The sequence below is a fragment of the Phocaeicola sartorii JCM 17136 = DSM 21941 genome (assembly GCF_054653615.1).
Map to the genome: position 1 here is coordinate 1,525,872 of NZ_BAAIFW010000005.1, position 14,094 is coordinate 1,539,965.

Annotated in this window: 9 protein-coding genes; 5 read left to right on the forward strand and 4 right to left on the reverse strand. The window is 40.7% G+C overall.

The genetic code is table 11. From position 1 onward, the window contains the following. Positions 1 to 78: 78 nt before the first annotated feature. The gene (locus ACYQ0C_RS06440; protein WP_025017493.1) at positions 79 to 1,752 is read right to left on the reverse strand and encodes a long-chain fatty acid--CoA ligase; all 1,674 of its coding nucleotides are present in this window, start codon (positions 1,750 to 1,752) and stop codon (positions 79 to 81) included. Between the two features lie 105 nt (positions 1,753 to 1,857). Here ACYQ0C_RS06440 and mtaB point away from each other — a divergent pair, with 105 nt between their 5' ends. The 3 genes from mtaB to ACYQ0C_RS06455 all read left to right on the forward strand — a co-directional run bounded on the left by mtaB (position 1,858) and on the right by ACYQ0C_RS06455 (position 5,203). Then, entirely contained in the window at positions 1,858 to 3,174 is a 1,317-nt protein-coding gene (mtaB, locus tag ACYQ0C_RS06445) for a tRNA (N(6)-L-threonylcarbamoyladenosine(37)-C(2))-methylthiotransferase MtaB (RefSeq protein ID WP_016276977.1), read from the forward strand. Between the two features lie 35 nt (positions 3,175 to 3,209). Next, the gene (locus tag ACYQ0C_RS06450) at positions 3,210 to 4,235 is read left to right on the forward strand and encodes a glycosyltransferase family 2 protein (RefSeq protein WP_016276976.1); all 1,026 of its coding nucleotides are present in this window, start codon (positions 3,210 to 3,212) and stop codon (positions 4,233 to 4,235) included. An 86-nt stretch (positions 4,236 to 4,321) separates the two neighbouring features. Continuing rightward, complete coding sequence (locus ACYQ0C_RS06455; RefSeq protein ID WP_016276975.1) at positions 4,322 to 5,203, forward strand: SPL family radical SAM protein; 882 nt, start codon at positions 4,322 to 4,324, stop codon at positions 5,201 to 5,203. 69 nt (positions 5,204 to 5,272) lie between these two features. Here the strand turns inward: ACYQ0C_RS06455 and folB are convergent, their stop codons facing one another. Next, on the reverse strand, positions 5,273 to 5,641 hold the full coding sequence (gene folB / locus ACYQ0C_RS06460; protein ID WP_016276974.1) for a dihydroneopterin aldolase: 369 nt from the start codon (positions 5,639 to 5,641) through the stop codon (positions 5,273 to 5,275). A gap of 162 nt (positions 5,642 to 5,803) precedes the next feature. On the opposite strand from folB, the gene ACYQ0C_RS06465 reads away from it, so the two are divergent. Then, a complete protein-coding gene (locus tag ACYQ0C_RS06465; RefSeq protein WP_016276973.1) occupies positions 5,804 to 8,776 on the forward strand; it encodes an AsmA family protein in 2,973 nt (990 codons plus the stop codon). A gap of 104 nt (positions 8,777 to 8,880) precedes the next feature. On the opposite strand, the gene ACYQ0C_RS06470 is transcribed toward ACYQ0C_RS06465, so the two are convergent. Continuing rightward, on the reverse strand, positions 8,881 to 11,427 hold the full coding sequence (locus ACYQ0C_RS06470; protein ID WP_016276972.1) for an adenosylcobalamin-dependent ribonucleoside-diphosphate reductase: 2,547 nt from the start codon (positions 11,425 to 11,427) through the stop codon (positions 8,881 to 8,883). A gap of 343 nt (positions 11,428 to 11,770) precedes the next feature. Here ACYQ0C_RS06470 and ACYQ0C_RS06475 point away from each other — a divergent pair, with 343 nt between their 5' ends. Then, the gene (locus tag ACYQ0C_RS06475; protein WP_016276971.1) at positions 11,771 to 12,511 is read left to right on the forward strand and encodes an NADPH-dependent oxidoreductase; all 741 of its coding nucleotides are present in this window, start codon (positions 11,771 to 11,773) and stop codon (positions 12,509 to 12,511) included. A gap of 79 nt (positions 12,512 to 12,590) precedes the next feature. Here ACYQ0C_RS06475 and dnaA read toward each other — a convergent pair whose 3' ends face one another. Next, a complete protein-coding gene (dnaA, locus tag ACYQ0C_RS06480) occupies positions 12,591 to 14,000 on the reverse strand; it encodes a chromosomal replication initiator protein DnaA (RefSeq protein ID WP_016276970.1) in 1,410 nt (469 codons plus the stop codon). Positions 14,001 to 14,094 lie beyond the last annotated feature (94 nt).

Genomic DNA, 14,094 nt, shown 5'->3' on the forward strand with positions numbered 1-14,094 from the left:
CAAAAAGAACAACTTTTTTTCTGCTTTTTTATGTTATGCAACCTATTTAGCTGATTAGTAGTATGTTTTATAACATGTTTATTCTTCGGCAATGCTATTATATAAGAAGCGTTTGATACTTTTCTTGGGAGTTTTTTCAAACTCCGTGGGATAAAGTTGTATTTTGCTCACTTGCTCATAGTTGCCCACCAGTTTATTCAGATTCTTCAAGTTTTCATCCATTACTGTTTTCAGGTTTTCAGGTGTGTTGAGTCCCAGGCTGTCCAGGCTTTCATAATCAGGATATACCAAAGCCACCAATTTCTTGTTGCGTTCTATGATCAGACTTTCCAGAACGAACGGCATGTTATTTAGTTTGGATTCTATCTCTTCAGGAAAGATATTCTGTCCATTGGAACTTAAAAGCATGGTTTTGCTGCGGCCTCGTATATAAATAAATCCGTTGGCGTCTATTGTACCTAAATCACCTGTCTTCAACCATCCGTCTTCAGTAAATACTTCATGGGTAGCTTCTTCGTTCTTATAATAGCCTTTCATTACGTTTTCGCCACGTACCTGTATTTCTCCGGTAATGTTATAAGGATCATCCGAGTCAATACGGACTTCCATGATATCCAGTATCTTTCCGGCAGAACTGGGAATAAATTCATTCCAAGGGGCATAACTGATTAGTGGGGCACATTCGGTCATGCCGTAACCGATGGTGAATGGAAATTTTATCTTGTAGAAAAAATCGGTGACTTCCGGATTCATGGCGGCTCCGCCGATAATGACTTCTTTAAAACGTCCGCCTAATGCGTCAATCAGTTTTTTACGAATCTGTGCATAGATCTGGTGGTCTAGCAAAGGAATGTTGAGCGCCCATTTCATACTGCGTTTGTTGATGAGCGGCTGAATGACATTCTTATAAATTTTTTCTATAACTAACGGTACTGTAATAATAAGGTTGGGCTTTACTTCCTCAAAAGCTTTCATCAATATTTTTGGGGAAGGTGTTTTACCCAATAAGGTAACATGGGTGCCGACAGCGGTAGCGGTCAGAAAATCAAAAGCGCATCCGTATGCATGGGCCAGAGGAAGGAAAGAAAGTACGTTTTCTCCTTTCTTTAAAAGTCCTGTACGAATGCCGAAGGTGACGTTTCCTGCCAGATTATTGCCTGTAATCATTACTCCTTTACTGAATCCGGTCGTTCCTGAGGTATAATTCAGTAACATGACCTTTTCATTGGATAGTTCCGTGTAATTGATATTGTCCTTTTGGAAACCTTCAGGGAAGTTCTTTTTCATTGCTGCGTCAATATTCTTCATGAATTTTTGGACGCTTTCACCGTCACGTTGATGCAGACATCTGAAATCAGTCAGAGAGAATACGGCCCGTAATCCACTTAATGCCTCTTCTTCCAGATTTTCCCAAATATGATCGCTGGTAAACAAGAATGTGGATTCGGAATGATTCACAATATGATGGACGTCATTCGGCTTGAAGTCTTGTAAAATAGGGACTACGATGGCTCCGTATGTGACAGTGGCCAGATAGGCGATACACCAACGGGAGGTATTCTTGCCTATAATGGATATTTTATCGCCACGGCGCAGGCTGCAATATTGGAATAACAAGTGCATCTTGGCTATTTCTTCTGCTACTTGTCCGTATGTAAACGTGGTATCTTCACCATAATCTGTGTAACAGGGTAGATCCCAGTTCTCTTTGAAGCTATTTTCATATAGCTTGATAAAGTTTTCTTTGATCATTGCACAATTTTTGATGTAATGTGCAAAAATAAGCATAATTATTGGTATTCTAAAGAATTTAAGCAGAATAATGTGTACCTTTGCTTTCTAATTAGATAAGAAAGTATGATTGATACGACAATTTTCCAGGATAAAACGGCCGTTTATTATACATTAGGCTGCAAATTGAACTTTTCAGAAACCTCAACTATCGGTAAAACTCTGAAAGAAGCAGGCATACGTACAGCGCGTAAGGGTGAGAAAGCTGATATTTGTGTTATTAATACTTGTTCCGTCACTGAAGTTGCGGATAAGAAATGTCGGCAGGCCATTCATCGTTTGGTCAAACAGCATCCGGGTGCATACGTGGTGGTGACGGGGTGTTATGCCCAGTTAAAACCTGACCAGGTGGCTGATATAGAAGGGGTGGATGTCGTTTTAGGGGCCGAGCAAAAGGGGGAGTTGATGAATTATCTCGGAAATTTGAAAAAGCATTCTCAAGGTGAAGCTATTACAACGGCTGCAAAAGATATACGTAGTTTTTCACCTTCGTGTTCCAGAGGTGACCGGACTCGTTATTTTCTGAAAGTGCAGGATGGTTGCGATTATTTCTGTTCTTATTGTACTATTCCGTTTGCTCGTGGTCGTAGTCGTAACGGCTGCATTGAAGAGATTGTGGAACAGGCGCGGCAGGCTGCGGCCGAAGGGGGGAAAGAAATTGTGATTACCGGGGTGAATATCGGAGATTTCGGAAAGACAACCGGTGAAAGTTTCTTTGATTTGGTAAAGGCTTTGGATCAGGTGGCAGGGATTGAACGTTATCGTATCTCTTCCATTGAACCCAATTTGCTGACGGATGAAATAATAGAGTATGTGTCACGTTCACGTGCATTTATGCCGCATTTTCATATCCCTTTGCAGTCGGGCAGCGATGATGTGTTGAAATTGATGAGACGTCGGTATGATACCGCATTGTTTGCTTCCAAGATACGTAAAATTAAGGAAACCATGCCGGACGCGTTTATTGGCGTAGATGTAATTGTGGGGACACGTGGTGAGACAGAGGAATATTTTGAAGACGCTTGTCGTTTTATTGAAGGGCTTGATGTGACGCAGTTGCATGTTTTCAGTTACTCGGAGCGTCCCGGTACACAGGCCTTGAAAATAGACTACGTGGTGAGTCCTGAGGAAAAACATCGTCGTAGCCAGAGATTGTTGGCTCTGTCTGATGAGAAGACAAAGGCGTTCTATACCTCTCATATAGGAAAAGAAGCTTGGGTATTGATGGAAAAATCTAAGGCCGGAACCCCTATGCATGGATTTACTGATAATTATATCCGGGTGGAATTGGATCACGATGATCAATTGGATAACCGGTTGGTTCGTGTAAGGATGGGAGAATTCAATGAAGAAGGTACGGCGTTGAAAGGTATTTTAGTCTGAACTGTTCCATACATTGGACATTAGTTTGAAAAGAAATGAAAAGGGTGTCTGTTGTCATATTGAATTGGAACGGGGCGGATATGCTCCGTGAGTTTATGCCATCTGTTATAGATTATTCAGTAGGAGAGGGGGTGGAAATTTGTGTGGCTGATAACGCCTCCTCTGATGAGTCGCTTGAAATGCTCCGTACGGAATTTCCTGTAGTCCGTTTGATTGAACTGGATCAGAATTATGGTTTTGCCGAAGGGTATAACCGGGCTTTGACACAAGTTGATGCAGAATATGTGGTTTTGCTGAATAGTGATGTGGAGGTTACTCCGCATTGGCTGGAACCTTTGCTGGATTATATGGATACTCATTCCGGAATAGCTGCCTGCCAACCTAAACTGTTAAGCTGGCACAACAAGGAATATTTTGAATATGCCGGAGCGTCGGGAGGATTTATCGACCGATATGGATATCCTTTTTGCAGAGGGCGTATATTTGATGTTCTTGAAAAGGACTGCGGACAATATGATACGGTAACGGAGGTGATGTGGGCGACGGGAGCCGCTCTTTTTATCCGTCTGGCCGATTATCGTGAAGCGGGAGGTTTGGATAGTCGTTTTTTTGCTCACATGGAAGAAATAGATCTGTGCTGGCGTTTGCGCAGCCGGGGGAAAAAACTTGTCTGCATTCCGCAAAGTGTGGTATATCATGTAGGAGGGGCTACGTTGAAAAAAGAGAATCCGAGAAAGACCTTTCTGAATTTCAGAAACAACCTGTTGATGCTTTATAAGAACTTGCCCGATAAAGAGTTGGAACATGTTCTTTTTGTACGTGGTATATTGGATAGGGTGGCTGCCTTTGTCTTTTATCTGAAAAAGGATAGGGAGAATGCGCGTGCTGTAATGCAGGCGCGGAGGGAATTTGAGGATATAAGATACTCTTTTGCTGCTTCTCGTATAGAAAATATGATGAAATCAACAGATGAAATAATTCCGGAACGGACTCATTTTAGTATTCTTGTGAAATATTATCTGTTGGGTAAAAAACATTTCTCACAGTTGGAACTCTTTTAAATTGCTTCTCTTTATATTTCTTTTTATAGTATAATTCCCGTATCTTTGTTTGGTGAAATTTGATCAAAAAAGAAAAGGAGCTGTAAATGAATGTTCATGAGGTGAAGTCTATTGAAACAAAGTCTATTCTGTCACGTTTGAAAAGTAAAGATAATTATTGGGGTATTGCTTATAACATGAACCTGTATAGAGGATGCCAACACGGTTGTATTTATTGTGATACACGTAGCTGTTGCTATGGCATGGGTGATATTTCTCATATTTCTGTAAAGAAGAATGCCTTGGAATTGCTGGATCATGAACTGGGGGCGAAACGTGGAAAAGCGACCATTGGTACAGGTTCAATGAATGATCCTTATATGCCGTTGGAGAAACAGATGAAGCTGACAGGGGGTGCGTTGGAACTTATTGCCAGACATCGTTTTCCTGTTCATGTGATGACAAAGAGCAATCTTGTTACTCGTGATGCCGATCTGTTGCAGGATATAGGACGCACTTATGCTGCCGTTACTTTTACTGTCACTACAGCTGATGACGAGATGGCACGAAAACTGGAGCCTAACGCACCCGCATCTTCCGAGCGTTTTAAGGCGATGAAGATATTGTCCGACCGGGGCATATATACAGGAGTGGCATTGATGCCTGTCTTGCCCTTTATAAATGATTCTATAGAAGACATTGAGGAGATAGTGGAGAAGGCAGCCGAAGCGGGAGCGTCCTATGTGCTTCCTTTGTTTGGGGTAACTTTAAGACGGGGATCCCGTGATTATTTTTATGACAAAGTAGAGCGGATTTTTCCCAAAATGACCAAACGGTATAAAACTTATTTTGAAGACCGCTCTGAATGCACCTCTCCTAATGCGCCCTATTTGAATGAGGCTTTTTATCGTAAAATAGAAACATTAGGTATCAGTGCTTCCATGAATTTTTATCAGTCTGAAGGAAGAAAGCAACTTTCTTTGTTTTAGTCGGCAGAGTTGTTGGCATTGTCTGTCTATTTATCATTAAGTGACCGGATATTGGTCTGATAATTTTTCTCAGCGTGTATAATGTACTTCTACTCCAACATTTTTGCAATCACTTCCCATAGGCGGGTTTTCTTTTGATAACCGGATGGCTATTTCCTGAATTGTAGGGAAATCACGAAAAAGTCTTTGTCCTATGCGTTCACAAACATGTTCTAAAAGTTTGGATGGAGTTTTCATTTCTTCTTTGACAACTGCATGTACATCCGCATAACTTATGGTTCCCTCCAGTTCATCAGTTTGTGCTGCGTGGGTAAAATCAGTCTTTAGTTTTAAATCGACTGTAAAATTAGCTCCTACTATTGTTTCTTGCGGATCGACTCCGTGATGACCGAAAAACCTGACGCCTTCCAGATAAATATACATAGATGTTGCTTTCATATTTTTTTCTGTTTGGGAAACAAAAGTAGAACTTTCATTTCATATCTCAAAATCAGAAATCACAGTTCTAGCTTTTTCCTTTATCTGTTTTATGGGTCTGTTTTATAGTATTAACACGAAATAAGGTCAACAGCACGGCTGTTTTCATTACTTTTGCATCGTATGAAAAAAAGGATTCGTAAATTAATAAAAATAAGTGCCATTGCGGTAGGAGCCTTGCTGTTTACTTTATTTGTGGTAGTGGCTTTTGTGATTAACTGTGTATTTACACCGGAGAAATTAACTCCGATAGTATTGAATGTTGCTAATCGTTCGCTGGATGCTGATTTGAAGATAGAAAGTGTGGAGTTGACTTTCTTTTCTACCTTTCCTCAATTTGGGTTGAAAGTTGACGAAGGTTTTTTGGTTTCCAAGGTGTTGAATGATAGTCTTCCGCAAAAGACAGATTCTTTATTGACCTTTAAGGAATGTGTGTTGACAGTGAATCTTTTGGATTATTTTTTGAAAAATAAGATTAGTGTCCATAATCTGTCTTTGAAGAATGTTGCTGTTTATGCTTACCGGGATAAAACCGGTGAGGCGAATTGGGAGATAGTGAAAACTTCTTCGGATACATTGGCTGTGGAAAAAGATACTGTTTCACAAAATAAGTTTGATAGTGAGATAAATATCCGCCAGATTGAATTAGAACATGCCAATTTGATTTTTGACGATCGTAATACAGAGATTTATTCACGTATCGATGATGCTGATTTGCGTCTAAGGCTGGTGCTGACAAAAGGAGTTTCTTCTTTGGGGGTGGAATTTGAAAATAAAAATTTTCTTTTCTGGCAGCAAGGTGAATTATTGATTAATAAAGTAGCCGCTTCTTTGCAGACTGATATTGAGGTGGACAGGGTTACGTCATTGTGGGCCTTGAAAAATACAGCGTTGACTATAAATGGTATCCGGCTGGATGTTAACGGTGAATTAAAACGTGATACGGTGGCAAAAAGGGTAGGCGTGGATTTGAAGTATGGATTACATGCACCTTCCATGGAGACTGTTATGAATATGATTCCCGAGGCTTATGTGAAACGCGGACAAGTTTCGGCAAAAGGGGAGGTTAAAGTCTATGGAACATTGAAAGGTAATTATGGGAACAAACAGCTTCCGGCGGTATCATTGAATATAAAGATAAATGACGCATCCGCCCGATATGAAGGACTTCCTTATGGAATTGATAGTTTTACGGCTGATTTTGAATCATATATTGATTTGATGCATCGGAATCCTTCTTTTTTGAACTTGAAAATTCTTCATTTTGAAGGAGCGGATACAGAGATCTTGGCAGATGCAAAAGTAGAGGATTTATTGATAGATCCACTGATAACGCTTCATACTGAATCTGCTGTTGATCTGGATGCTTTAGCTAAAACCTTTCCTTTGCAGGAAAGTGTGACTATTCGTGGCAAATTGGATGCCGGCTTGAATTTGAAATGCCGTCTCTCTTCTTTGAAAAAGCAGGATCTCGGGCGTATTAAATTAGCGGGCAGATTGGCTTTAAAGGATTTTGAGTTGAAAGACACTGCGAAAGATTTTAATTTTTTGGGTGATGCCGATTTAAAATTCAGTGACAGTGAGACTTTGCAGGCTGAACTGGAAATCAGGGAAATAATATTGAAAAGTAAGAGAATTTCTTCAGAGATAGACCGGATGAAGGCAAAGGTTGTTTCGACTAATCCTCAGGATACTACAAAGATTGTCACTTTGCAATGTGAATTGGAAATGAATAAATTGCGTGCGAATGTGGGGGATTCGATCAAAATATATAGTGGTAAGACTGCTGGAACAGGCAAACTAGCTCCGGAGGAACAAAATCCGGCAATGCCGGTGATTAGTCTTTCCATGCGTACGGACTCTCTTTTCTTTAATGCCAACGAAACGAAACTGGCATTGGGTGTGGCAGGCATTAAGGCGAAATTGGAAAAGAAAAATGATTCATTATGGATACCTCGTGGAATTGTCGGCTTTGATCGTTTGCTGGTGCGTACTCCTGAATTTGGTTTACCTTTGCGGATACGCAAGACGGCTGTAACAATAGATGGTCCGAAAATAACATTAAAAAATGCTTCTTTGAAAATAGGGCATTCAGACATGGTTGCTACCGGAGAGGTGACGGGATTATATCGTGCGATGACTAAAAATGAAACCTTAAAGGCGCATTTGGCTGTTTCTTCCAATATGATTGATTGTAATCAATTGATCAATTCATTCTCTTTACCTGAAGATTCAGTATCTGTAGCACTGGCAGATACAGTGTCTTCAACAGAAATGAAACTGTTTATGTTACCGGATCATTTGGATTTTGAATTACAGACGGATTTAAAGAAAGTGATGTTTGAGAAGGTGGAATTTGACGATGTACGTGGAAAGGTGGATTTGAAAAACCGCACATTATATTTAAGGAATTTGGAGATGCGTGCATTGGACGCTGATATGAAGGCGGTTATGGTATATCGCGCAGATTCTGTGAGAGGAGGATATACAGGTTTTGACTTTAAAATCAAGGATATAAATATAGCTAAGCTGGTAGATTTTATACCTTCGATGGATACCATTGTACCTATGTTGAAGTCTTTTAAAGGAAGGGTCCGGTTTGATGTGGCTGCAGAGGCACGTCTGGATTCAAATATGAATATTCGTATTCCAACTTTGCGTTCGGCCATGCATATCAAAGGGGATAGCCTGGTGTTGATGGACGGTGAGACTTTTGCCGAAATTTCAAAGATGTTGATGTTCAAGAATAAAAAGAAAAATGTGTTTGATAGTATTTCGGTTAATGTGGTGGTCAATGACGGTAGTGTTCTTGTTTATCCTTTCCAAGTGTCTATAGACCGTTATAAAGCCGCCATAGGAGGAGAGCAAGGCTTGGATATGAATTTTAAATATCATATATCTATTTTGAAGTCACCATTGCCATTTAAGGCCGGAGTGAATATTTCCGGTAATCCGGATAAGATGAAAATACGTGTGGGCAAGGCTAAATATAAGGATGAAGTGACTCCTGTTGCCATTCATAAAGTGGATAGCACGCGTATGGATTTGGGAAAGCGTATTGTGGAACGGTTTCACCGCATTGCAGGGAGTAGATAGAAAACTGAAAAGGAGTATCGGCCGGGTTTATATATTAAAAAGCCCCTTCACGAGAATCACGAAGAGGCTTTTACTTTTGTGCTGTTACATTATATAATAAACCATTATCCACATCTCGATGTGCCGCAAGTCTTGCAGATCAGGCATCCTTCTTGATATACAAGTGTCTCGTTGCCACAGTTAGGGCATTTTTGTCCTTCGGCACTGGTGCCATCTGTTACATATTTTTTCAGTGCGCGTTCTACACCGTTTTTCCATGTGTTGATGTTTTCACTGTCAAGTTGCAAGGAATCTACCAGTTTGATAACACGATCGATAGGCATCCTCCAGCGAAGTACACCTGAAATTAATTTTGCATAGTTCCAATATTCTTTGTTGAACTTTTCGGACAAACCTTCGATAGTTGTCTTGTATCCGCGTTTGTTTTCAAACTGGAAGTCATATCGTTTGTTGCCTTCTTCATCAATATTTTTGATGATACGTCCGGTGGTGACAGATTTAGGCAATGAGATACCTTCTTCGTCATCCTGCAGACCGGTAAAGATCTCGTATGGATGTCCATCCAGCAAGCCGACAAATGCGACCCATTTTTCTTTATTGTTTTGAAAACGTACTACTTCTGCTTCCAATACTTTGGGACGCACTTCCACTACCGTAGGTGGTTTGCAGGGAGGAAGTTCTTCTTTTTTGTCTTTCTTGTCCTTCTTGGTCGAAAGCAAGACTCCGGAGCGGGAACCGTCACGATAAACAGTACATCCTTTACATCCTGAACGCCACGCTTCTACGTACAAGCGGTTCACCAAGGCTTCGTCTACGTCATTGGGCAGATTGATCGTTACGCTGATGGAATGGTCAACCCATTTCTGGATACGTCCTTGCATTTTTACCTTCATCAGCCAGTCTACATCATTTGATGTAGCTTTATAATAAGGTGACTTTTCTACCAGGTCATCAATTTCTTCTTGCGTATAACGTTTGGTGGGATCGTAACCGTTTATTGTCATCCATTCCATAAATTTATGGTGGAATACAATATATTCCTCAAATGCATCTCCTGTTTCATCTACAAAATCCACATGGGTCTGAGGATCATTCGGATTGACTTTTCTTCTACGTTTATATACCGGCATAAATACCGGTTCTATGCCGGAAGTGGTCTGAGTCATCAGGCTGGTAGTTCCGGTGGGGGCGATGGTCAGGCAGGCGATATTACGTCGTCCGTACTTTTTCATCTCCTCATACAGTTCGGGATCAGCATCTTTCAGGCGGTTGATGAACGGATTATTTATTTCCCGTTCACTGTCATAGATAGCGAAGGCTCCACGTTCTTTCGCCATGTTGACAGACGAGCGATAGGCCTCCAGTGCGATCGTTTTATGTACTTGTTCGGAGAATTCCGTTGCTTCTTCCGTTCCGTAACGTAATCCCATAGCGGCAAGCATGTCACCTTCTGCTGTGATACCTACACCGGTACGTCTGCCTTGTCCGCTCTTCTTATAAATTTTTTCCCATAAATGTTTCTCCGCTTCTTTTACTTCCCCGCTTTCAGGATCGGAATCGATTTTAGACATGATCTTCTCGATTTTTTCCAATTCCAGATCAATGATGTCGTCCATAATGCGCTGGGCCAATGCTACATGCTTTTTGAACAGGTCGAAGTCAAAGTAAGCATCCTTTGTATAAGGATTTACCACGTATGAGTATAAGTTGATAGCTAATAAGCGACAGGAATCGTAGGGGCACAAGGGGATTTCACCACATGGGTTGGTGGAAACTGTACGATATCCTAAATCGGCATAACAGTCAGGTACGGATTCACGGATGATGGTATCCCAGAATAACACACCGGGTTCGGCTGATTTCCATGCGTTATGGACAATCTTCTTCCATAAAGCAGAAGCGTCAATATTTTTGGTGAAAACAGGTTGGTCTGAATCTACCGGATATTGTTGTGTGTAAGGGGTGCCATTAACAGCTGCCTGCATGAAGGCATCATCTAGTTTTACGGATACATTGGCACCGGTTACTTTGCCTTCGGTCATTTTGGCGTCAATAAAAGCTTCCGAGTCCGGATGCTTGATGGATACGCTTAACATTAATGCACCACGACGTCCGTCTTGTGCCACTTCGCGTGTGGAATTGGAATAACGTTCCATGAAAGGAACCAGTCCGGTCGAGGTCAGTGCTGAGTTCTTGACCGGGGAGCCTTTAGGACGTATATGAGACAAGTCATGTCCTACACCACCACGACGTTTCATTAATTGTACTTGTTCTTCGTCAATGCGGATAATAGCTCCGTATGAATCAGCGGCTCCGTCAATTCCGATAACAAAGCAGTTCGATAAAGAGGCCACTTGAAAGTCGTTTCCGATACCTGTCATGGGGCTGCCTTGTGGAACAATGTACTTAAAGTGATCCAATAGCTCGTAAAGTTGTTGTGCGCTTAACCCGTTCTTATATTTAGCTTCAATACGGGCTACTTCATTTGCAATGCGCCAATGCATGTCTTCGGGAGACTTTTCGAAAATGTTCCCGAAAGAATCTTTTACTGCATATTTGTTTACCCAAACCCTTGCAGCAAGTTCATCACCTTTGAAGTATTGTAAAGATGCTTCAAAGGCTTCGTCGTAGGTGTACGTTTGTCTTTCCACTTTTATTTTTAGATTTACTATAATATCAATAAGTTGTTTTAGTGTAGAAGCCGCAACTCATTATAACAAAAGTTTCGGCAAAGCTATATATGTTTTTCCAATTAACAAAATAAAAAGCGAATAAGTTTTCAACAATTTGAAAGTTGTCCAAAATATTTTGTTAATTCGTTGATTATCAAAATGTATATATGTTTACTTGTTTGTGAAAGTTTTCTGTTTTGAAAATTTGGAAGAGGAGGATGGAGAATTAAATAGCTGAAAAGATTCAATCCTCGGCATATATTATTTTGCGGAAAAAGCATTATTACTCTTTTCTTTTTTTATCTTTGCAAGAAAAATATATATGGAAACAATAAAGAATAGACGGACAATCCGTAAATATAAGCAAGAAGATATTCCTGTTTCTTTGTTAAATGATTTGCTTGAAAAAGCATTCCGTGCTTCTACGATGGGGAATATGCAGTTGTATAGTGTGATTGTAACCCGCGATAAGCAGATGAAAGAGAGATTGGCACCTGCTCATTTTAATCAGCCGATGGTAACTGGTGCTCCGGTTGTACTGACTTTTTGCGCGGATTTCAACCGTTTTAGCAAATGGTGCAGAGAACGTAAGGCGGAACCAGGTTATGACAATCCCATTTCTTTTCTGAATGCTGTTACGGATACATTGCTTGTGACCCAGAACTTTTGTACATTGGCAGAGGAGCATGGGTTAGGTATTTGTTATTTGGGAACCACGATTTATAATCCTGATCAAATCATTGACATTCTCCAGCTGCCGGAATTGGTCATGCCGGTAGCTACTATTACGGTAGGATATCCGGATGAATATCCTCCACAAGTCGATCGTCTTCCCATAGAAGGTATTTTGCATGAAGAAATATATCATGATTATACAAAAGAGGATATTGATCGTATCTATAGATATAAAGAATCACTTCCGGAAAATCATCGGTTTATTAAAGAAAACGACAAGGAAACATTGGCTCAAGTGTTTACTGAGGTCAGATACAAGAAGTCGGATAATGAGTATATGTCTGCAACGTTAAAAGAAACCTTGAAAAAGCAGGGGTTTGAAAAATAAGTTGCCGAGGGCTTTAAATCTTTAAAAATGCAGAGGTGTGCAGAGAGAAATAAAGAACTCTCTGCACACCTCTGTGGTTTTATTTTCTTTTGAGGGAAGCTTCAATTTCCTCAATGTTCGCTTTAAATGCTTTGTCAACCTCCACTTGGTCCTTTACTATTTTACAAGCGTGTAATACGGTCGCGTGGTCTTTATTGCCTATTAATTGACCAATCTTGGAAGAAGAGGATTCTGTATGCTTCTTTGCCAGATACATAGCCACCTGGCGTACTTGCACTACTTCTCTTTTTCTGGTTTTGGTATGGATGGCAGATTCTTCTATCTCGTAATGGCTGCATACTTTCTGTATGATATCTTCCACTGTGACAGGTTTGCTCTTTTCGCAGCAGCGTACCGCTTTTCGTACAATCCTTTCTGCCAGATCCAAATCGACATCACGCTTGAAGATAATGGACTGGGCCAATAGCGAATTGATGATACCTTCTAATTCACGAACACTTTCATTTACGTTTTCAGCAATATAATTGATTACAGTTTCCGGTATATTCAAGCCGTCGCGACGTATTTTGTTACGTAGGATATTCTTTCTTAATTCTACATCCGGTTTTTCCAATTCAGCCACTAAGCCCCATTTGAAACGGGTCAGAAGACGTTCTTCCATACCTTGTAGCATTACCGGTGCGCGGTCGGAAGTCAGGATAAGCTGCTTGCCGTTCTGGTGCAGATGGTTGAAGATGTGGAAGAACGTGTTCTGGGTTTTGGTTACTCCGGCGAATTCCTGAATATCATCAATAATCAAAACATCTATGGTTTGATAAAAGCTGATGAAATCGTTGAAATGATTGGTGCGTACAGAGTCGGTATATTGCACTTGAAACAGATGTGCTGATACGTATAATACTCTTTTTTCAGGATATAATTCCTTGATGCGGGTACCGATAGCGTTGGTCAGGTGGGTTTTGCCCACACCGGATGGTCCATACAAAAACAATGGGTTGAATGTTTTTGCCGGATTTTTAGCTACAGTTTCTCCTACCGTCCGTGAGAACTCATTGCTGTTCCCTTTTATGAAATTCTCAAAGTTATAATTTGGATTCAAATGTGGATCCAAATCTTGAGGAGCCGGTGCCTGCATGGGATTGGGCGCCTTGTTGCCATCTCGTATAACTGTTTGTGCGGGTAGTGCTGACGAGCGTTTGCTCCCCTCCATGTTAACAGTTATATGATTCGTTTTATCGGTCAAGATACAATACATGAGCTGCGTTCCTTCCCCAATTTCTTTATATAGGGCGGCGCGCAGCAAGTCCACAAACTTTTCTTCTAAAAATTCATAGAAGAAAGGGCTGGGGACACCAATTGTCAGTGCCTTGTCCTCGTATTTAAGCGGTACGATGGGCTCAAACCACGTTTTAAAGGTCGTTTCCGGTACGTTGTCTCTGATAATGTTCAGACAGCGCCCCCATAAAACGACGTGATCGTTTTCAATCATATGAAACATTTATTATAAAAAGCGAAACTTCTACAGTGCAAATTTCGAAATGAATTTCTGAAAAAACAAATCGCTTTTTTCTTGCTTTTTATTT